General features: G+C 65.2%; 16 protein-coding genes. 3 read left to right on the forward strand and 13 right to left on the reverse strand.

Features of this window, described 5'->3' with window-relative positions; translation table 11 throughout:
* Positions 1-35: 35 nt before the first annotated feature.
* The gene (locus OU11_RS01215) at positions 36-1,664 is read right to left on the reverse strand and encodes an ABC transporter substrate-binding protein (RefSeq protein ID WP_033513987.1); all 1,629 of its coding nucleotides are present in this window, start codon (positions 1,662-1,664) and stop codon (positions 36-38) included.
* Between the two features lie 270 nt (positions 1,665-1,934).
* Here OU11_RS01215 and OU11_RS01220 point away from each other — a divergent pair, with 270 nt between their 5' ends.
* The gene (locus OU11_RS01220) at positions 1,935-2,699 is read left to right on the forward strand and encodes a type III pantothenate kinase (RefSeq protein ID WP_033513988.1); all 765 of its coding nucleotides are present in this window, start codon (positions 1,935-1,937) and stop codon (positions 2,697-2,699) included.
* An 11-nt stretch (positions 2,700-2,710) separates the two neighbouring features.
* Here OU11_RS01220 and OU11_RS01225 read toward each other — a convergent pair whose 3' ends face one another.
* Positions 2,711-4,138 carry an ABC transporter substrate-binding protein gene (locus OU11_RS01225; protein ID WP_033513989.1) on the reverse strand — a complete coding sequence of 476 codons (1,428 nt, stop codon included), beginning with the start codon at positions 4,136-4,138 and terminating at the stop codon, positions 2,711-2,713.
* 258 nt (positions 4,139-4,396) lie between these two features.
* Positions 4,397-5,761 (reverse strand): ABC transporter substrate-binding protein, encoded by a 1,365-nt coding sequence (locus OU11_RS01230; RefSeq protein ID WP_033513990.1) that lies wholly within the window; start codon positions 5,759-5,761, stop codon positions 4,397-4,399.
* 213 nt (positions 5,762-5,974) lie between these two features.
* On the opposite strand from OU11_RS01230, the gene OU11_RS01235 reads away from it, so the two are divergent.
* Positions 5,975-7,543, forward strand: a complete 1,569-nt coding sequence (locus OU11_RS01235) for an alpha-N-arabinofuranosidase (protein ID WP_033513991.1) — start codon at positions 5,975-5,977, stop codon at positions 7,541-7,543.
* Between the two features lie 101 nt (positions 7,544-7,644).
* On the opposite strand, the gene OU11_RS01240 is transcribed toward OU11_RS01235, so the two are convergent.
* The 3 genes from OU11_RS01240 to OU11_RS01250 all read right to left on the reverse strand — a co-directional run bounded on the left by OU11_RS01240 (position 7,645) and on the right by OU11_RS01250 (position 11,839).
* Positions 7,645-9,711: a beta-galactosidase gene (locus tag OU11_RS01240; protein ID WP_152597025.1), complete on the reverse strand. Its 2,067-nt coding sequence runs from the start codon at positions 9,709-9,711 to the stop codon at positions 7,645-7,647.
* Positions 9,712-9,914: 203 nt separating this feature from the next.
* A complete protein-coding gene (locus OU11_RS01245; RefSeq protein WP_033513993.1) occupies positions 9,915-10,925 on the reverse strand; it encodes an ABC transporter permease subunit in 1,011 nt (336 codons plus the stop codon).
* Positions 10,922-11,839, reverse strand: a complete 918-nt coding sequence (locus OU11_RS01250) for a carbohydrate ABC transporter permease (protein WP_033513994.1) — start codon at positions 11,837-11,839, stop codon at positions 10,922-10,924. The genes OU11_RS01245 and OU11_RS01250 overlap by 4 nt, the downstream gene beginning before the upstream one ends.
* Before the next feature lie 217 nt (positions 11,840-12,056).
* On the opposite strand from OU11_RS01250, the gene OU11_RS01255 reads away from it, so the two are divergent.
* On the forward strand, positions 12,057-13,046 hold the full coding sequence (locus OU11_RS01255) for a LacI family DNA-binding transcriptional regulator (protein ID WP_081963377.1): 990 nt from the start codon (positions 12,057-12,059) through the stop codon (positions 13,044-13,046).
* Here OU11_RS01255 and OU11_RS01260 read toward each other — a convergent pair.
* The 7 genes from OU11_RS01260 to prfB all read right to left on the reverse strand — a co-directional run bounded on the left by OU11_RS01260 (position 13,036) and on the right by prfB (position 21,220).
* Positions 13,036-13,809 carry a pseudouridine synthase gene (locus OU11_RS01260; RefSeq protein WP_052122522.1) on the reverse strand — a complete coding sequence of 258 codons (774 nt, stop codon included), beginning with the start codon at positions 13,807-13,809 and terminating at the stop codon, positions 13,036-13,038. The genes OU11_RS01255 and OU11_RS01260 overlap by 11 nt on opposite strands.
* Positions 13,810-15,699 (reverse strand): glutamine--fructose-6-phosphate transaminase (isomerizing), encoded by a 1,890-nt coding sequence (gene glmS, locus OU11_RS01265; RefSeq protein ID WP_033513996.1) that lies wholly within the window; start codon positions 15,697-15,699, stop codon positions 13,810-13,812. It lies immediately after the preceding gene.
* A gap of 93 nt (positions 15,700-15,792) precedes the next feature.
* Entirely contained in the window at positions 15,793-16,275 is a 483-nt protein-coding gene (gene smpB / locus OU11_RS01270; RefSeq protein WP_033513997.1) for an SsrA-binding protein SmpB, read from the reverse strand.
* A 19-nt stretch (positions 16,276-16,294) separates the two neighbouring features.
* Positions 16,295-17,833, reverse strand: coding sequence for a CHAP domain-containing protein (locus OU11_RS01275; RefSeq protein ID WP_052122523.1), 1,539 nt, complete (start codon positions 17,831-17,833; stop codon positions 16,295-16,297).
* Between the two features lie 72 nt (positions 17,834-17,905).
* Complete coding sequence (ftsX, locus tag OU11_RS01280) at positions 17,906-18,829, reverse strand: permease-like cell division protein FtsX (protein ID WP_033513998.1); 924 nt, start codon at positions 18,827-18,829, stop codon at positions 17,906-17,908.
* Positions 18,829-20,064 (reverse strand): cell division ATP-binding protein FtsE, encoded by a 1,236-nt coding sequence (gene ftsE, locus OU11_RS01285; RefSeq protein WP_033513999.1) that lies wholly within the window; start codon positions 20,062-20,064, stop codon positions 18,829-18,831. Before ftsE ends, ftsX begins: the two co-directional genes overlap by 1 nt.
* A gap of 25 nt (positions 20,065-20,089) precedes the next feature.
* Positions 20,090-21,220 (reverse strand): peptide chain release factor 2, encoded by a 1,131-nt coding sequence (gene prfB / locus OU11_RS01290; protein WP_033514000.1) that lies wholly within the window; start codon positions 21,218-21,220, stop codon positions 20,090-20,092.
* Positions 21,221-21,270 lie beyond the last annotated feature (50 nt).

Here is a 21,270-nt window from a genome sequence, read left to right on the forward strand (position 1 = left end):
TTCCTGACGTCGTATCCTCACTCGATCACAGCCGCTTACCCCTCATAGGACAGGTTCCACAGGGGCAGCTGGGTCTGGTTGAGGTTCACGGGGAAGCCTTCCACGCCGTTCGCCCACGCTGTGGTGATGCGGTAGTTGAACAGCCAGTCGGCCGGCGCGTCCTCGGACACGATGCGCGCCGCCCGCCGCAGCAGTTCGTCCCGATCCGCGTCATCCGTGGCGGCGAGCGCCTGCGCGTACAGGTCCTGCACCTCGGGGTTGTCGTAGTTGTAGTAGTACTCGGGGTCGGCCCACTGGTAGAAGTCGTGGCTCTCGTTGTGGTCCACGAGCGACAGGTCGTAGTCCTTGTTCGTGTACACGTCCTGCAGCCAGGTGGAGAATTCCACCACCTCCACTTTCAGGTCGATGCCGATTTCCGCCAGTTGCGAACGCAGCTGGTCGCCCAGGTCGGTGCCGTAGGTGTTCGCGTATTCCAGCCGCAGCGTCAGCGGGTTGTCCGGCCCGTAGCCGGCTTCCTCCATCAGCGCGAGCGCCTTGTCCACATCGTGCGGGTACAGGTCGGTCAGGTCCTCGTATCCGGGGTCGAGCGAAGGGATCGGCCCGCCGAGGGGCGCGTCGGCCCCGCCGCGCGAGGCGATGAGCTCCTCGTGGTCGATGGCATATCGGATCGCCTGCCGGATGCGGGAATCCGAGGTGTGCTCCCCCGCCCCGTTGAAGGCGAGCACGTACTTGTCGGTGCCGTCGCCGGCCTGGACCGTGTAGTGTTCGGTGTCGTCGGCGAATTGCCCGGCCAGGTTCTCGCTGACCGGCGCGAGCACCTGCACGTCCCCGGACGCCAGGGCGTTGACGGCCGCGTTGTCGTCGGTGAAATACCGGATGACGACCGTCTGGGTCTTCGCCGCATGGTCGCCCCAGTAGTCGGGGTTGGCTTTGAGGGTGATCGAATCGTTGGCGCGGAAATCGGTCACCAGATACGGTCCGGAGCCGATGGCCTCGGTTTTCGCGTCGTATTCGGCGTCCTTGTCGAAGACCAGTCCGCAGCGTCCGGCGAGCGTCCACAGCAGGTTGGAGTTCGGCTTGGTCAGCCGCAGTTCCACGGTATGCGGGTCAACGGCCGTGATCGACTCGAAGTTGGCCAGCGAATCGGCATCATGGTATTGCTTGTCCACCAGTTCCTGGATGGACCAGACCACGTCGTCGGCGTTGAGCTCGTCCCCGTTGGAGAAGGTCATGCCTTCGTTGAGGTGGAACGTGTAGGTCAGTCCGTCCGCGCTTTCCTTCCAGCTGGCTGCCAGCGCGGGGACGACCTGGTTGTTCTCGTCGCGTGCGACGAGTCCCTCGTACACGTTGCCGATGAGGATCTGGTCGAGCGCCGACCCCGACTGGTTGCGGATGTCGAGGTTGGTGGGGGCCAGTTTCAGTCCGATGGTGATGCTGTCGCGTTGTCCCGCGGGCTGCGATGCGGGCCAGTTGACGATTGCGACGATGCCGATGATGATGGCCGCCGCCGCGATGGCGGCGATGACGATCCATGTCCACGGACGCTTCCGCGGCGTTTTGACGCGGGCGTTGAGCGAGTCGTCGGTGCTCGCCGTTTCGGAGGGGGATGCGGATATCGGTGTGGTTGCGCCGGCCTGGCCGTGCGCACCTGGGTTTTCAGCCATGACGATCCTTAATCGTGGTGCTTGATGATGCGATTGTTGAGGTTGTATGGTTGGCCGCCCGTCCGGGTCGTCCACCGTGCACCATTGTAGACCCGCCCCTGTCCGACGCGAGTGCCGGACCGTGACACATTCCCGTCCACTGGCCATTTCACGTTTCGTTGGAATTCCGGGCTTTTGCAGGAATGGATCAGAGTCACGATGCATCAGAGTCACGAAATGGAGCACGGGCGAGGCCACGGGAGGAATCGGGATGGGCCGTATGATGGAGTCATGCTAGTTGCAGTGGATATTGGCAATACGAATATCGTGCTCGGCTTCCTCGAGGGGGAACGGATTGTGGGCACGTACCGGATGACGACGAAGGCCGACCACACCTCCGACGAGTACGGTCTGATGATCACCGAGTTTCTGCGGATGAGCGGATACGCGCCGCAGGATGTGGACGATGTGATCGTGGCCTCCGTGGTGCCGAAGGTCATGCATTCGTTCCGCGCCAGCATCGTCAAGTTCCTGGGCATCGATCCGATGGTGGTGGGCCCGGGGGTCAAGTCGGGCATGAACATCCGCATCGATGATCCGAGGTCGCTGGGCGCCGACTGCCTGGCCGACTGCGCCGGCGCCTACTACGTGTACGGCGGCCCGGTGCTGGTGGCCGATTTCGGCACGGCGACCACGTTCAACTACGTCGACGCGCGCGGCACGATCACCTGCGGGTTGATCTCGCCCGGCCTGCGCACGGCGGCCGCCGCGTTGTGGACCGGCACCGCGCAACTGCCCGAGGTGGAGATCACCCGCCCGGATTCGATTCTGGCCACCGGAACGAAAACCGCGATGCAGGCGGGGTTGTACTACAACTTCCTGGGCGGCATCGAGCGCACGATCGAGCAGTTCCGCGCGGAGATCCGGGAGGATTTCCAGGTGGTCGCCACCGGCGGTCTGGGCCGCGTGTTCATGGACGACACCGACCTCATCGATATCTACGACCCCGACCTGATTTTCAAGGGCATGGCGAAGATCCACGCCCGCAACGTCTGAACGGAGCCCGGCTACGAGGCGCTGCCCATCGTGAAGCCCTGATTGGTGCCGTATTCCAGCAGATCGCGCTGCCACAGGGCGATGCCGTCCATGATGCTGACGCGCGTACCGGGTTCCTCGGGCGGTTCGTCTCCGTCGGATTGCCGCCCACTCTCCTCGCTGCGCTCCTCGGCGAGGGCGTACTCCAGCGCCGTGGTGGACCACTGGTATGCGGTGCCGACCGTGTCGCGGAAATCGTCGCGGGCGTACACCTCGAACGGCAGGTACTGGTATCCGACCGAAACCTCCCGCGCGGCCTGGGCGAGCACCTTGTTGAACTGCTGCCCGCCGAAATAGGGGATGTCGATGCCACGGGAATCGGTGATGGTGGTCTTGTTCAGGAACGCCTCATCGCTGAGGGTGTCGTTGTCCGCCGGGAATGCGCCGCCGGCCACACGCGTGGCGATGCCTTCGGCGTCGTGGCAGACGTAGTCGACGAACCGGAACGCCGCCTCCGGCTTGCGGCTGGAGCGCAGCACGCCCATCGCCGACCCGCCGTTCTCCGCGTTGGTCGCGCTCCCGTCCTCGGTCGGCATGGTGGCCACCCGCCACAACCCCGACCCTCCCGGCACGTCCGCCAGCAGCAGCGACGGCATCCAGGCGCCGGAGAACAGCGAGGCCACCTGCCCCGAGCCGAGCGCCGCCTTCCATTCGTCCGACCATGTCGTCAGCCGGGTGTCGACCAGTCCTTCGTCGATCATGCGCTGCCAGAACGCGGCGAACCGCGAGACGCCGTCGTCCGTGTTCAGACAGACCGTCACGGTCTTGCCGTCGTCCGACGTGAGGAAGGGTCTGCCTCCGGCGAGCCAGACCATGGCGTTGAAGAAGCTCGCGTCGCCCGCGTCGGCGGTGATGTATACGCCGATCTCCTTGAGCTTCTTGGCCGCCTCGTAATAGTCTTCCCACGTGCGGATGGATGCGGCGTCGACCCCGGCCTGCCGGAACACATCCTCGTTGTAGAAGAACGCCATCGGCCCGGAATCCATCGGCAGGGCATAGATGGTGCCGTTCATCTGCACCGAGGACCATGTGCCGGGCGTGTACTGCTCGGCGTATGACGAGACGCGCTCGGTGATGTCGAGCAGCTGCCCGCTAACCGCGTACTGGCCGAGCGCGAAGTACTCGAGCTGGACCACGTCGGGCAGATTGTAGCCATCCTGGATGGCGTGGTTGAGATTGTCGTATCCGCTGATGGTATCCACCTCGACGCGGATATCCGGGTTCGCGGCCTCGAAATCGCTGACGACCGCCTGCATGCTGGGTTCCCACGACCACACGGTGATGGCGGTGCGCGTGTCGACGGCCGACCCGCAGCCGGATGCGCACGCCAGCAACGCGGTGCCGGCGGCCCACGCCGCGATTCGGCGCGCCGTTTTCCGGATTCCGCCGCCTTGTGCCATGGCCGCTCCTTCCGCCGTGTGTGGACCCGTTCCATCATGTCGTGTACGGACAGTGTACGGCATCCGTCTGAGTGCGGGTCGCCGCGCTCCCGGCCCGCCGTCGTTCGACCACCCCCGCAGTGGCGTGGGAGGATCACGGCCCTGAACCGTCGAAGAAGCCGGCGGCGAGGGGGAATACGACGAAGCGGCCCGGGGCAACGCATGCCGCGGACCGCTTCCGATGTTCAGTTATGGTGTCCCGTTACCGGCTTGGCCGGTTCACTCGACCGTGTAGCCCTGCTGCTCGCCGTACTCCTTGAGCGCAGTCTCCCAGGAGGCGATGCCCTCCTCGAGCGTGATGGACTTGTCGGTGAAGGCGCCGCCGGCGTGGTCGGCGTAGACGTTGCGGGCGTTCACCTCGAACGGCAGGAACTTGTAGCCGGTGGAGACGTTGGCCGCCGCGGTGGCCAGGGCCTCGTTGAACTTCTGGCCGCCGAAGTACTCGTGCTCGTTGCCGTCGGAGTCGGTCAGGGCGGTCATGTTGAGGAAGTCCTCGGAGGCGAGGGTCTCGTTGTCGGCCGGGAAGGCACCACCTTCGACGCGCACGGCGACGCCGTCGGAGTTGTGGCAGGCGTACTCGACGAACTTGTACGCGGCCTCGGCCTTGGCCGTGTCATCGGTGGCCAGGATGGCGAGCGAGGAACCGCCGTTCTCGGCGTTGGTCTCGGAGCCGTCGAGCGTCGGCATCTGGGCGATGCGCCACTTGCCGTCGCCGTCCGGGGCGCCGGAGAGCAGGTTGTACGGCATCCAGGCGCCGGTCAGCAGGGAGGCGATGGAGCCGTCGTTCAGGCCGCGGTTCCACTCGTCGGTCCAGCCGGCGGTCTTGGTGTCGATGAGGTCCTCGTCGATGAGCTTCTGCCAGAAGTCGATGAAGGCCTGGACGTTCTCATCGCCAGTCAGGTTGATCTTGACGGAGGTGCCGTCCTCGCCGGTCTCGAACGGGGTGGCGCCGGCCAGCCAGGTCATCGAGTCGAAGAAGCCGGCGTCGCCGGAGTCGGAGGTGATGTAGGAGCCGGTGGCGCGGACCTTCTTGGCGGCCTCATAGAAGTCGTCCCAGGTGCGGACCTCGTCCGGGTTCACGCCGGCCTCGTCCATGACGTCCTTGTTGTAGAACCAGGCCATCGGGCCGGAATCCATCGGCAGGGCGTAGACGCCGCCCTGGATGGCCACGGAGGCCCAGGTGCCCGGGGTGAAGAAGTCGGAGAACTCGTCGGCGCCGTACTCGGACATATCCTGCACATAGCCGCGGATCACGTACTCCGGCAGCGCGTAGTACTCGATCTGGGCGATGTCCGGGGCGCCGGAGCCGGCCTCCATCGCGTTGTTCAGCGCCTGGTACTCGGTGGTGTTGGTGCCGGCGTTGGTGATGGTGACCTTGATGTTCGGGTTCTCGGCCTCGAATCCTTCGACGGTGCGAGGCAGCGTGGAGTCCCACGACCAGACGGTCAGCTCGATCTGCTCGTCGCTGCCACTGGTGTCGCCGCCCTCGTTGCCGCCGGCGGTGTCGTTGCCGCCGCAGGCCGCGAACGGGAGGACCATGGCCGCGGCGCCGAGCAGGGCGATGATGCGCTTATTGAACTTCATCGTTCTTCCTTCCTTTAGAGGTATCGACCGCGGGCCCGAACAGCTGGGCCCTGTCGTCACGTATGACGATACCACATCAAAAATGTTTACGCAAACACAACGCGCGACACACCTCACAAACCCTAGTGAATTCAACAAAACAACGATTACCGCAATCCGGTTATAATGAAAGGCGTCACCCTATTTAGGCAACGCAAACAAAGGAGTTTCCCTATGACCGCAACCACTCATGCCGACGTGTCCGTCACCTTGGGCGGCGCCCGCGCGGTGGCCGACGTGCCGGCCCGCATGTTCGGATCCTTCGTCGAGCATCTCGGCCGCTGCGTCTACGGCGGCATCTACGAGCCGGACCACCCCACCGCGGACGACCAGGGCTTCCGCTCGGACGTGCTCGATCTGGTCCGCGAGCTCGGCGTGACCTGCGTGCGCTACCCCGGCGGCAACTTCGTCTCGAACTACAACTGGGAGGATGGCACCGGCCCGCGCGACCAGCGTCCGGTCCGCCGCGACCTGGCCTGGCACTGCACCGAAACCAACGAGATGGGCATCGATGACTTCTACCGGTGGAGCCAGCGCGCCGGCACCGAGATCATGCTCGCCGTCAACATGGGCACCCGAGGACTCAAGGCCGCGCTCGACGAGCTCGAATACGTCAACGGCGCCCCCGGCACCGCCTGGGCGGACCGCCGCGTGGCCAACGGCATCCCCGAACCGATGGGCGTGCGCATGTGGTGCATCGGCAACGAGATGGACGGCCCCTGGCAGGTCGGCCACATGACCCCCGAGGAATATGCGCTGGCGGTCGACAAGGTGGCGCATGCCATGAAGCTCGCCGAATCCGGTCTGGAACTCGTGGCCTGCGGATCGTCGAGCGCGCACATGCCGACCTTCGGCGAATGGGAGCGCACGGTGCTCACCAAGGCCTACGACAATCTGGACTTCGTCTCCTGCCACGCCTACTACTATGAGCGCGGCGCGAAGAGCCTGCAGGATTATCTGGCCTCCTCCGAGGACATGGCCGGATTCATCGCCACGGTGGCCGCCTGCGCCGACGAGGCCAAGGCCGCCCACAACGGCGACCATGACATCGCCCTGAGCTTCGATGAGTGGGGCGTGTGGTATTCGGACGTGTGGAACCAGCAGGAGGCCGAGTGGAAGGCCGCCGCCAGCGAGGGGCTGCACCCGGAGCCGTGGCCGAAGGCCCCGCACCTGCTGGAGGATATCTACTCGGCCGCGGACGCCGTGGTCGAGGGGTCGCTGATGATCACGCTGCTCAAGCACTGCGACCGTGTCCGTTCCGCCTCCCGCGCCCAGCTGGTCAACGTGATCGCGCCGATCATGGCCGAGGAGCACGGCCCGGCATGGCGGCAGACCGTGTTCTATCCGTTCGCCGAGGCCGCGCACCACGCCAAGGGCGCCGTCTTCGCGCCCGAGGTCGACGCGCCCGCCGTGCACACCGAGGCCTACGGCGACGTGGACGCCGTCGAGGCGGTCGTGACCTGGGACGAGGAGACGCGCGAGGGACTGCTGCTGGTGGTCAACCGTGACATCGCGTCCGCGCACACGCTGCACGTCGACCTGTCCACGCTGCCCGGAGCCGGGGCGGACGCGCCGGCCGTCACCCATACGATGATGCTGCACGACGACGACCCGCATCGCCAGAACACGGCCGAGCAGCCGGATGCGGTCGTGCCGCAGCCGTTCGACGTCACCGCCGACGATGGACGGCTGTCGTTCGCGATGCCGGCGATCAGCTGGGCCGCGGTGCGGTTCACCGCGTAATCGGCACGGGGCTCCCCCAACACGGCGAGCCCCGGATACGGCAGTGGGGAGGTTTCCCGTTCGGGAGACCTCCCCACTATGGTTTCGACGCTTCGGCTACGTCAGCGCTTGATGACGACGACGCCGTTCGGGTCGAGCACGGCACGGCCGTCCTCGACGCGCCCCAGCGACGCGACCAGCGGCTCACCGTCCACCTCGACCGTCACCCGCTCGCGAGAACGGTTGAACAGGAACTCGAAGCCGGCATCGTCGGACACGCGCTCGATGCGCATGATCCGGCCGTCGCCCTGCGGCAGGTCGAATCCAATCGACCCGCACATCGCCGGCAGAGCCGAGGCCAGGCCGTCGCGGCCCAGACGGCATCCGACGTATACGGTCGCACCCTCTCCGTAGCGGTTCGCCACGATGGCGGGGGCGCCGTCCATGCCGGTCCACGGCTCGGCCTTGAAGCGGGACAGCACGGTCGCGCTGTCCGCCGTGGAGGTGATGACGTCGGCGAAGTCATGGGCCACGGTGCCGTTGTCGAGGTCGAGGTGGTCCAGCGCACCCGGGAAGTCGTCGCCCATCGGAGCGAACTCCTCGATGCGCACGCCGACCACGTCACGGATGGATCCGGGATATCCGCCCAGCCAGATGTGGTCGCGCTCATCCGAGATGCCCGTGTAGTACGTGGCGAACAGCTTGCCGCCCTTGGCCACGTAGTCGCGGACGCGCTGCGAGTTGGCCTCGTCCAGCAGATACACGCTGGGCAGCACCGCAGCCTCGTACGAGTCCCAGTCACCGCGGATCGGCACCACGTCGGCGGTCACGCCGTTGTCGGCGAAGGCGCGGAACCAGGCGAGCGGCTCGGTCCAGTGGCGGACCTGCTGCGTCGGGGTCGCCGTGTGCTCGGTGGCCCACTGGCTCTCATAGTCGAACACGACCGCCACGCGGGACTGCGCCAGACGCGTGCCGAGCAGTCCCTGCTCGCCGAGCAGCGCCAGGTCGGCGCCCAGCTCGCACACGTCGCGGAAGTCCTGGCTGTCCTCGCCGGCGTGCGGCACCATCGCGGTGTGGTACTTCTCGGCGCCGGCCTTGGACTGCCGCCACTGGAAGTAGCAGATCGCGTCCGCGCCCATCGCCAGGTGGGCGAGCGAGTCGCGCACCAGCTGGCCCGGCTCCTTGCGGTAGTTGATCGGACGCCAGTTCACGGCGCCGGTGGAGTGCTCCATCAGCCACCACGGGTTCTTGCGGGCGATGCCGTCGACCAGCGACGCCGAGTAGGCCAGCTCGTCGAAGTGGGATTCGCCGGGCGTGAAGTAGTGGTCGTTGGACACGAAGTCGACCTCGTAGCCCCAGTCGTCATAGTCCAGACCGGTGCCGCCCGCGGACACCATGAAATTGGTGGTCAACGGACGATCCGGGGTGATCTCGGCGAGCACGTCGCGCTCGTCCACGTAGAAGGCCTTGAGCGCGTCCGAGCTGAACCGCTTGAAGTCCAGCAGCTTGCCCGGGTTCATGAAGTTGCCCTCGCCGATGAAGCGCGGCGGGATGATCTCCGAGAAATCATTCATGCGCTGCGCCCAGAATGCGGTGCCCCAGGCCTCGTTCACCGCGTCGATCGTGCCGTAGCGCTCCTCGCACCAGCGCTGGAACGCGTGCATCGCGTCGTCGGAGTAGTCGAAGCGGTTGTGGCAGCCGTATTCGTTGCTCACATGCCAGGCGATCACATAGGGGTTGTCCTTGTAGTGTTCGGCCATCTTGCGGCACAGGTTGAGCGCGTACTCGCGGAAGATCGGGCTGGTGGGACGCCAGTGCTCGCGCGCGCCCGGCCAGCATACGTGGCCGTATTCGTCGCGCCAGAGCACCTCCGGGTACTTCTGGGTGAGCCACATCGGCGGCGACGCGGTGGCGGAGGCCAGGTCGACGGCGATGCCGGCCTTGCCGAGCTTGTCGATGACGCGGTCCAGCCAGTCGAAGTCGTATACGCCCTCCTGCGGCTCGATCTTGGCCCACGAGAAGATGGCGACGGACACGACGTTGACGCCGGCCTTGGTCATCAGGCGGATGTCCTCGTCCCAGACCTCCTCGGGCCACTGGTCGGGGTTGTAGTCGCCGCCGTACCAGATGCGGGCCTGCTGCCCCTCCAGGGGCTGCGGCCAGCGGAATGCTCGATGTGTGTTCTTCATCATGATAAACGTGTTCTCCCGGTATTCATATGGTCGTTGTCTTGTACTGCGTTGCGGAAGCATGCGCGGCATCCGGCGGCGCCTGGATGATGAGCAGCAGTCGGAATGGTTGCATGGGCCTCCTTTCTCTGCTACGGCCATACGGTACACAATGGGCGCGGACCATTCGCCCGCGCCCTGTGTGATTGGCTATGTCGTCGGGCCTACTCCTTGACGGCGCCGGCGGCGAGGCCGGATTGCCAGTACTTCTGCAGGAGCAGGAACGCGATGACCAGGGGGATGATCGTGATCAGCGAACCGGTGATCACGAGGTTCTGGATCGCGGTGCCGCCCGCGGTGTTGGCCTGGTCTTTCCACTGGTTCAGACCGATCGTCAACGGGTACCAGTCCGCGTCCTTGAGCATGATCAACGGCAGGAAGTAGTTGTTCCACGTCGCCACGATCGTGAACAGGCTCGTGGTCACGATGCCCGGCGCCAGCAGGGGCAGGCTGACCTGGAAGAACGTGCGGAACTCGCCCGCACCATCCACCCGGGCGGCCTCCAGCAGCTCGGTCGGCACGGCCTGCTCGCTGAAGATCCACATCAGGTACAAACCGAACGGCGAGATCAGGCTCGGGATGATCATCGCCCACGGCGTGTTCGTCAACCCCAGCTGGGCGAACAGGAGGAACTGCGGGACCGCCAACGCCGTGCCCGGCACGCTGATCGAGCCGATGATCACGGCGAACACGGCCTTGCGGCCCGGGAAGCGGAACTTCGCCAGCGCGTAGCCGCCCATGATCGCCAGCAGGGTCGCCCCGCCCGCGCCCACGACCACGTACAGGATCGTGTTCAGGAACCAGCGGGCGAAGATCCCGTCCTGGTAGGTGAACACCGTCCTGATGTTGTCCCACAGGCTGAACTCGCCGCCGAACCACAGGCCGAACGTGCTGGTGAAATCCGCCTGCGACTTCGTCGCGTTGATCACCAGGTACACGAACGGGAACAGGCAGTAGATCGCGAACAACGAGCACAACACGGTCATCAGGGTCGAACGGCGCGGGTTGGCCACGTTCGCGAACCCGGACCTGGCGGCCCTCTTGCGTTCCGCGGCCTCGTCGCGCGCGACCCGCCTCTGCCTTTCCCTCTCCGCCTTCCTGGCGGCCCTCTCCTGCTCGCGGAGCGCGCGCGCCGTCGCGCGGCGGTCCATCGCATCACTCGTCGCGTTCGTCATTTCATCTGCTCCTTCATGCTGTTGAGCTGCACCGCGTACGCGATCGCCATCGTGATCACCGCCATCACGATCGCCATCGCCGCCGCGTAGTTGCTCTGGTTACCGCTGAAGCTCAGGTTGTACGCGTACATGTTCGGCGTGTAATACGTCGTGATCGCGTTGCCCGGCACCATGTTCTGCAGGATGTTCGGCTCGTTGAACAACTGGAACGAACCGATGATCGAGAAGATCACCGTGATCGCCAACGAACCCCGAAGCTCCGGCAGCTTGATGCTCTTGACGATCTGCCACTCCGACGCCCCGTCGATCGACGCCGCCTCGTACAGGCTGTGCGGGATCGTCGACAGGCTCGAATAGAAGATCAGCATGTTGTAGCCCACGAACTCCCACGTCACGATGTTCCCGATGCTCGCCAGCAGCACGTCCGGGCTCAGCACGTCGATGTTCGTGCCCAAAAGGTCGTTCAGCGACCCGACCAGACCGTACTTCGACCCGTACATGAACCCCCAGATCATCGTCGAGACCACCGCCGGCACGCCATACGGCAGGAACGTCGAGATCCGGAAGAACTTCGCCCCATGCAGCTTCATGCTGTCGATGCACAAAGCCATCACCGCCGAGAAGAACAACATGATCGGCACCTGCACGATCGTGAACAACGCCACCCGGCCGCACGACGCCCAGAACTGATCATCCCCGAACAAACGCAGGTAGTTGTCGATCCCGACGAACACCGTGCCGCCCACCATACGCTTCTCATAGAACGAGATATAGATCGCATAGAAGATCGGGATGATGAACACCAGAACGAACACCACCGCGAACGGCCACATGAACTTCCAACCACGCCAATCAGGCTTATGCTTATTCACCCGCACCGTGCCGGACGATGCGGATGGGCTTGCCGCTGTCATATCCTCACCCTCTCCTTCGAAGGAAATGCCGCGGACGACTCCGGTTCTTCCCGGAAACCTCCTCGGCCTGAAAAATGTTTGCGTTATCATAATACCACCATCCGCGCCATTGTCCACTTCGTGTCGCCCCTCCCCTGCGGGAACATGCGGTACAATGGTGACGAAAACAATGTAGTTCTCACACAATGGGGGCATCATGGAACGTTCATCGGCGTCCATGCAGGACGTGGCCAGAGAGGCAGGGGTATCGCCCCAGACCGTCTCCCGCGTGGCCAACGGCAGCAATGCGGTACGCCCCGAAACCAGGCAACGCGTCGAGGCCGCCATGGAAAAGCTCGGATACCGCCCCAACTACGCGGCACGCGCGCTGAAGCACGGCCAGTTCAAGAACATCGGCGTCGTGCTGTTCAACATGACCACCTTCGGCAACGCCCGCATCCTGAACGGCATCGTCGAAGCCGCCGAAGACGATGGTTACGCTACCACGCTGGTCACCATCGGTCACGGCCACGTCAAGACGTTGCAGGCCATCGCCGAACGGATGAAACAGCTGCCGGTGGACGGCGTCATCATCGCCATGCAGGACCGCATCGCCGATTTCGACGATTTCGTACCGCCCAAGGAACTGCCTTTCGTGCTCATCAACGAGAGCGCGGCCAACCACTGCCCTACCATCGACGCCGACCAGTACGGCTGTTCCACCGCCGCCGTGGATTACCTGCTCAGCAAAGGACACCGCACCGTATACCACATCGCAGGCCCCTCGACCTCGCTGGCCGCGTGCAGCCGCGCCCGAGGCTGGCGCGAGGCGCTGGAGCAGTTCGGAGTGCCCATCCCCCCGACCTATGTCGGCGACTGGGGCGCGGACAGCGGGTATCAGGCGGGTTTGGCGCTGGCCCACGAACCGGGGTGCACCGCGGTGTACGCGGCCAACGACCAGATGGCGTACGGCGCGATTCTGGGACTGCAGGCGGCAGGCAAGCGTGTACCCGAGGACGTCAGCATCATCGGCGTGGACGATTCGCTGGCCGAGACGGTGCCGCGGCTGAACCTGACCACGATGCGCATGAAATTCGAACAGCTGGGCCGCGAGGCGTATCTGATGGTCCGCAGGATATGCGACGGCGAGCATGTGCCGGTCGGCGTCAAAACCGTCATCCCCACCGAGCTGATCGAACGCGGTTCGGTACGCGAGATCAACGACTGACGTCGGGCTCCGTCCGGGATCGGCATCCCAGCGGCATCCGGGAAACGAATTCTCGATGCTCGCCCGTGACGGGATCGTCGAATTCCAGACTGCGCGCCACCAGTTCCAGCGGCCGGCTGAAATCATCGTAGGTCCGCGTCGTGATCGCTGGATACAGGTCGTCTCCGACGATCGGCATGCCCAATGATGCCATGTGCACGCGCAGCTGATGGGTTTTGCCGGTATGCGGCCGCAGCACGTATCGCGCGAGGCGCCGCCGTCCCGACGCATCCGCCGAGGACCAGGCATGGCGTTCGATGAAGGTCTGGGCGTTCGCCACACCCGGGATTTCATAGGCCTGCAATCGTCCGCGGTCCTTGACGATATGCGAACGCCGCAGCAACGGGAACGGCCGTGGCGGCTCCAGCCGCGTCAACGTTCCGGTCCTCGGCCGGATCACCGGAACGCAGGGCGCCAGGCATTCATAAACCTTGCTGGCTTGCCGGTTCTGGAACAGCATCTGGTACGCGCGGCGCAACTCGGGATCGCGGACGAACACCAGCACGCCGGCGGTCATCCGGTCCAACCGGTGCGCCGGCGTGATGTCGGGTTCCCCGTACCGTTCCCGCAGACGGATCAACGCGGTCTGCCGATACCACATGCCACGGGGCATGGTCGCCAGGAAATGCGGTTTGTCGACGACGATGATGCCGGAGTCCTCGTACAGCACGTCCAGCTCGAACGGGATCTCCGGCTCGTCATACACCCAGCGGTGCGGCTTCATCTACTCGACGGTCACCGACTTGGCCAGATTGCGCGGCTTGTCCACGTCGTAGCCCTTGAGATTGGCCATGTCCATGGCGAACAGCTGCAGCGGGATCACATCCACCAGCGGGCTGAGCAACGTCGGGCACGGCGGGCGCCAGAACACGATGTCGGCGTACCGTTCGGCGTCGGGGTCGCCCTCCTCGGCCACCGCGATCGTGTACGCGCCGCGAGCCTTGACCTCCTCGATGCCGGAGATCACCTTGTTGTGCAGCGTATCGCGTCCGCGGGCGGACGGCACGATCACCACGACGGGCTCGCCCTCGTCCACCAGCGCAATCGGGCCGTGCTTGAGCTCGCCGGCGGCGAAGCCTTCGGTGAACGTATAGGCAATCTCCTTGAGCTTCAGCGCGCCTTCCATGGCCACCGGATAACCGACGTGGCGGCCGAGGAACAGGAACGAGTGCGCGTTCACCATACGTTCGGCGGCACGCTCGATGGCGGCCTGCTGGGTGTCCAGCACCCACTGGATCTTGCCCGGCATCTCCTTGAGGTTGTCGAGGATCTGGCGAATCTCGTCACGGAACATCGTGCCCTTGACCTGCGCCAGGTACAGGCCGAGCAGGTAGGCGGCGGTGACCTGCGCCACGAACGCCTTGGTGGAGGCCACGGCGATCTCCGGGCCGGCATGGGTGTAGAGCACGGCGTCGGATTCGCGTGGGATGGTGGCTCCCTGCGTATTGCAGATGGCCAGCACGCGCGATCCCTGTTCGCGCGCGTGGCGCAGCGCCATCAGCGTATCCATCGTCTCGCCCGACTGGGAGATGGCCACGACCAGCGTGCGGGAGGTCAGAATCGGGTCGCGGTAGCGGAACTCATGCGCCAGCTCGACCTCGACCGGGATGCGCACCCAATGTTCGATCGCGTACTTGGCGACCAGGCCCGCATAGGACGCGGTGCCGCATGCCACCACGATGATCTTGTCGATGGACCGGAACACGTCGGGTTCGATGCGCACCTCATCGAGCACGATGTCGCCCTTGTCGTCGAACCTGCCCAGCAGCGTGTTCGCCACGGCGTCGGGATCCTCATGGATCTCCTTGTCCATGAACGACGGCCAGCCGCCCTTCTCGGCGGCGGAGGCGTCCCAATTCACGGTGAACCGGTTCGGCGCATCCACCACGTTGCCGTCGAAATCGGTGACGGTCACCGAATCTGCGGTGATGCACACGGCCTCGTCCTGGCCGAGCTCCATCGCCTCCTTGGTGTAGGCCACGAACGCGGCCACGTCGGAGCCGAGGAAGTTCTCGCCCTGGCCGAGACCGACGACCAGCGGGGAATCATGACGGGCGCCGACCACGATATCCGGCTGGCGACGGTCGACCGCCAGAATCGTGAACGCGCCGGTCAGCTGGCGCGCCACGCGGCGCAACGCCTCGAACAGGTCGGGATGCCCCGTCTCCGCGATGACTTGCTCGGCCTCCTTGCCCAGCAGTTTGGCGGCCACCTCGCTGTCGGTGCTGGAGGCGAAGGAGTAGCCCTCCGCCAGCAGCTCGCCCTTCAGCGCGTTGGCGTTCTCGATGATGCCGTTGTGGATGATGGCGAGGTTGCCGTCCGCGCTCAGATGCGGGTGGGCATTGTTGTCGCTCGGCGCGCCGTTGGTGGCCCAACGGGTGTGGCCGATGCCCACCGTGGCGTCCGGAAGCGCACGCTTGGCGAGATCGGCCTCCAGATTGGCGAGACGCCCCGCCTTCTTGCGCACGGCCACATGATCCATGCCCGGGGCGGCAAGCGCCACGCCGGCCGAGTCATAGCCGCGGTATTCCAAACGCTTCAGTCCCTGCAGACACACCTCCAACGGCTTGCCGCAGGCGGTCGACGAACCGACATATCCAACGATTCCACACATAGTTCCTCACTTTACCGTGCGATGTGTAACTCCATCGGCCGCATGCGCCGGACGATACCCGCGTGGGTGGGATGCCGTCGCACGCCCTGCCCGTCAGCGGTTGCGCATATTGGCGTACCGCATGATGCGCAGCGCCTCGCGCTTGTCCTGCTCCTCACGCAGCGCCTGGCGCTTGTCGTATTCCTTCTTGCCCCGGGCCAGCGCGATCTCCGCCTTGACCCGGCCATCCTTGAAGTACAGGCTCAGCGGCACGATCGTGTAGCCCTTGGCTTCGATGCCGCGGCTGAGCTTGGCGATTTCCGCGGCGTGCAGCAGCAGCTTGCGCTTGCGTTTGGGCGCATGGTTGTTCCAGGTGCCGTTCAGGTATTCGGGGATGTTCGCCCCCTCCAGCCAGATCTCGCCGCGCCGGTCGATCGACACGAACGATTCGGCCAGGGATGCGCGCCCCTCCCGCAACGATTTGACTTCGGTGCCGGACAGTGCGATGCCGGCCTCGTATCGGTCTTCGATGGTGTAGTCGTGCCGTGCCCTGCGGTTCTGCACGATCAGCGATGTCCCTTGCTGTTGCTTGGACACTGGGACGGATTCCTTTCGATCAGTAATGGATGTACGTGTAGTTGTAGGCGTTGTAGACGGTCTCCCAGGCGGGGAACGTGGCGAAGCCGGTGCCGCCTTCGGAGATGAGCACGGAACCGTCGGCGTTCACGCGCTCCACGACCGCCACATGGCCGTAGTAGGGGTCGGCGTACCAGCCGTTGACGTACTGGCCTCGCTCGAACACCATGACCGCGCCGTAATGCGGCGTGTTGTTCACCAGGTAGCCCAAGCTGCGGGCGGTGTTGTCCCACTGCTCGCCGTTGCCCATGAACGAGCCCACGGGCAGCCCCAGTTCGGAGCGACGCAGATACGCCCACAGGGTGCACTGACGCGCCGGGTATGCCGAGCCGCCCACCGTATTGCCGGTGGAATGTCCATAACAATATCCCGATCCCGAGGGGCAGCTGCCGGGAACGGAGTAGTTCATGCCGTTCGCGGTGCCGCCGCCGGTGTTCCCGCCGGACGAGCCACCGGTGCCGCCGCCACCGGTGCTGCCTCCCGATGAGCCTCCGGAGGATCCCCCGGAACTGCCGCCGGAGCCGGAACCACCGGAGCTGGAGCCGCCGGACGAGCCCCCTGAGCTGGCACCGCCGGACGAGCCGCTATTGCCGCCGCTATTGGAGCCGCCACCCGTGTTGCCGCCGACCTGTTGCTGGCCTCCGGTGCTCGGATCCGGTTTCGCGGCCTGTATCTGCTCCTGCTGGGCGGCCCACGAGTCGATCTCCGATTTCATCGACACAATCTCCGCGGCCTCCTGCGCCTCCTGCGTGGTCAGCTGATCGGACTGCTCCTCGAGTTTCTGACGCGCGGCCTCGCTCCGTTCGCGCAGGGCCTGCAGATCCTCCTGCTTGGATTGCGCCTCCTGCGCGGCCTTCGCCGCGGAGGCCGCCTGCTGGTCCGCCTGCGTCTTGAGCTGCGCCACCTCGTCCTCGATGGCGGCCAGGCGTTCCTTGCGGTTCATCGAGACGCCCAGCTCCCCCGCCGCGTCGGAAGCGGCGTTCGCCTCGGAACGGGCCACGGCCGCCTGCGACTGCATCCGGTCCACGAATTCATCCGTGGTGGTCGAATTCGTCACCACGCTCATCAGGTCCGATGCCGTGGAGCCGTGGAAGCTCTCCCTGGCCAGCTGCGCCACCGCGTCCTTGGCGTCGTCATAGTCCGCGCCGGTCTGTTCGATCTTCCGCTCGAGATCCTCCCTGTCCTGACGGGCGGCCTCCAGACGTTCGGCGGTGGCGTCCGCCAGGCTCTGGGCCTGTTCGGACGTCTGCTGGGCCTCTTCGGCGGCGGCCACGGCGACGGGAATCTGGTTCTCGGTCAGATCGTCAAGTTCCAGGATCGTATTGGCCAGGTCCTCGTTCACCCCAGCCAGCTGCGCCTTCAGGTCCGCATGGTCCGCCACGGCCTGACGGTATTCGTTCATGCTCGGCACGGCCTCGGCCTCCGGCACCGCCGCCAGGTTCGCCACGCCAAGCGATACCAGCATCGCCGCGCATGACGCCACCCCCAGCATGGCCTTGGTCCGCTTCACCGCTTTCATCGAAGCCCCTTTCCGTGCCGTCACGTCCATAGTGCAGCCATTGTAATGAATCAAACTGAAAACGCCAGGCGATCAGGTCTTCAGATACCGCCGCAGCGAAATCGTCGAAGCCACCACCGAAAGCAGCATCGCGCCCAGCACCAGCAACGGGGCCGACAGCCAGACCGTCCGTTGCGTGATGAACGGCATCCACTGCACGTTCTGCGCCAGCCAGTCGGTGATGAACACCTTCACCAGCACGCTCAACGCACCGCAGGCCAGCATGGAACCCAGGAACGAGGCGACGACGCCCTCCAGCACGAACGGCAACCGAATCGTCCAGTTCGAGGCGCCGACCAGACGCATGATCTCCGTCTCGTTGCGTCGTGAGGCGGCGCTCAGCCTAATGGTGGTTCCGGTCAGCAGGATGGCGACGACCACCATAACCGCGGCCAACACCACGGTGACCACCGTGGCCCGGTTCAACACCGCGAAGATTGGGTCGAAGATCTGCCGCTGATCCACCACATCCTCAACGCCCTCCCTGCCGGACAGCACCTCGGAGACCATCTGGTACTTCGTCGGGTCCGTCAGCTTCAGCCGCAGCGAATCCTGCATGTCGGCGGCGGTCAGCGTGCGCCCCTGATACATGCCGTCGGGATACTGCTTCAGGAACGTGTCGTTATAGAAATCCTCGCGGCTCACATAGGTGATCTGCGATACGTCGTCGCCCAGCTCGCGCCGGATCAGGTCCTGCAGATCCACGATCTCAGTGTCGGTCGGCGCCACGCCCGCCGCGCAGGAGGCCGCCTGGCTGGTGCCATCCGGACACAGCCACACCACCACCTCCACCTGGTTGTACCAGTCGCCCTTCGCACGGGAGATCTGAGCCTGCAGCAGCACCGAGGCGCCGATGAACAGGAACGAGATGAACGTGACCAGCATCACCGACAGAATCATCGAGACATTGCGGCGCAGGCTGGTCCACGTTTCCGACAGGATGAACCGTACTCGCATCAGGACTCCTCCCCGGTCTGAACGGTGTCATGGCCGCCTTCATCCGCCGCCGGCGGTGCCGGAGGCGCGGGTGGCGCGGGCGGTGCCGGAGGCGCCGGGGGCTCGGCCGGTTCTGCCGACGGCTGCTCCACGGTGGGATCGGCCGGCGGTTCCGGGACCGTCTCGGGCTCGGCGTTCTCGCCATCCTCCGCATCGTCGGACGACCGCTCCCGTTCGGCCTGGGCGTACTCCTCAAGATTCAGGCCCCGCCCCCAGGTCAGCGTATCCTCCACCGGGGCGAACGCCTCGCCGTACCGTCCGGTACGGCCCGAATGCACGGATTGCGCCAGACGGGCGATGCCCTCGTTCCCGGTGCCCGAAGACACGGCCTGCGATACGGCATCGACCACTTGGGCGGCGAGTTCACGACGATCGGCGGTATCGTCCAACGCCGTCGGAACCGTATCCTCGGCAGAGGCATCACCCGCACCGGAATCGCCATCGGCGTCGGCGGCCTCGATCGACAGCTGCGCCTTGGATTCCACTTCGGCGTCGGGGAAATACAGGGCGGAATCGTAGGATCCCTGCGCCTCGTCACGCACGATCTTGCCGTTGTGCAGCTCGACGACGCGCTTGCGCATCGAGTTGACGATCTCCTCGTTGTGAGTCGCCATCACGATTGTGGTGCCGGTGCGGTTGATGGCGTCCAGCACCTCCATGATGCCCAGCGACGTGGTCGGGTCCAGATTGCCCGTGGGCTCGTCGGCCAGCAGGATCTGCGGATGGTTCACGTAGGCGCGGGCGATCGCCACGCGCTGCTGCTCGCCGCCGGACAGCTCGTGCGGATAGTTGCGCTCCTTGCCGGTCAGGCCGACCGTCTCCAGCACCTTCGGCACCAGGGAGCGGATGGTGGCACGGCTCGTGCCGATCACCTCCAACGCGAACGCCACGTTCTGCCAAACCGTCTTGTTGTTGAGCAGCTTGTAGTCCTGGAACACAAAGCCGATGGAACGACGGTACTGCGGCACCTGACGGTTCGTCAGCCGCCGCAGGTCGTTGCCGGCCACGCGGATCTCGCCTTCGGTCGCCTCCTCCTCACGCAGCAGCAGGCTCAGCAGCGTGGTTTTTCCGGAGCCGGACGCACCGACCAGGAACACGAAGTCGCCGCGCTCGACATGCAAGGTGATGTCGTCCAACGCGGGACGGGTGCCCTTCGGATAGACCTTGCTGACGTGGTCCAGCGAGATAAGCGCCATATCCAATCCTTACTGTTCTTGGGGGTTACGCTTCGGATTCCTCCGCGGCGGCGCGGCGCTGCTCGTGGCGCCAGCGGATACCCGCCTCGATAAACGCGTTGATGTCGCCGTCGAACACGGCCTGGGTCTGCGAGGTCTCGTAGCCCGTGCGCAGGTCCTTGACCATCTGGTACGGGTGCAGCACGTAGGAACGCATCTGGTCGCCCCAGCTGGCCTTGATGTCGCCGGCGAGCTCCTTCTTCTTCTTGGCCTCCTCCTCATGGCGCAGCACGAGCAGTCGGGACTGGAGCACGGCCATGGCGGCGGCGCGGTTCTGGATTTGCGAACGTTCGTCCTGCATCGTGACCACGATGCCGGTGGGCAGGTGGGTGATGCGCACGGCCGAGTACGTGGTGTTCACGCCCTGACCGCCGGGACCGGACGAGCAGTATGTGTCGACGCGGATATCGGTGTCCGGGATGTCGATGTGGTCGGTCGCCTCGACGAGCGGGACCACTTCCACAGCGGCGAAGCTGGTCTGGCGTCGGCCCTGGTTGTCGAACGGCGAGATGCGGACCAGACGGTGCGTGCCGCCCTCCACGGACAGGCGTCCGTAGGCATACGGGGCGTCCACCTGGAACGTGGCGGACTTGATGCCCGCCTCCTCGGCGTACGAGGTGTCCATCATCTTGGCCTTGAACCCGTTACGCTCGGCCCAGCGCAGGTACATGCGCAGCAGCATCTGGGCGAAGTCGGCCGCGTCCACGCCGCCGGCGCCGGAACGGATCGTCACCACGGCGGAACGCTCGTCGTACTCGCCGTCCAGCAGCGTCTGGATCTCCATGTCGTCCAGATCCTGACGGATGTTGCCGATCTCGGACTGCGCCTCGGCGAGCGTGTCCGCGTCGTCCTCCTCACGACCGAGTTCGACCAGCGTCTCCACATCGTCGATGCGCTGGCTGGCGGAGTCCAGACGCTTGAGCTGCGACTGCGCCGCGGACAGACGGCTGGTCACCTTCTGCGCGTTCTCCGGGTCGTCCCACAGACCCGGCGCTGATGCCTGGACCTCAAGGTCCTGGATCTGCGTCTTGAGACGATCCACGTCCAATGCCTTCGCGATCGACTCGTATTTGGCTCGCGCCTCGCCGATCGCCTGTGAAAAATCAAATTCTGCCATCGTTAACCACCATACAGTTCTAATTGTGAAAATCCTTGGAAACCGATGCC

It is taken from the genome of Bifidobacterium pullorum DSM 20433 (genome assembly GCF_000771405.1).
Classification (GTDB): Bacteria; Actinomycetota; Actinomycetes; order Actinomycetales; family Bifidobacteriaceae; genus Bifidobacterium; species Bifidobacterium pullorum.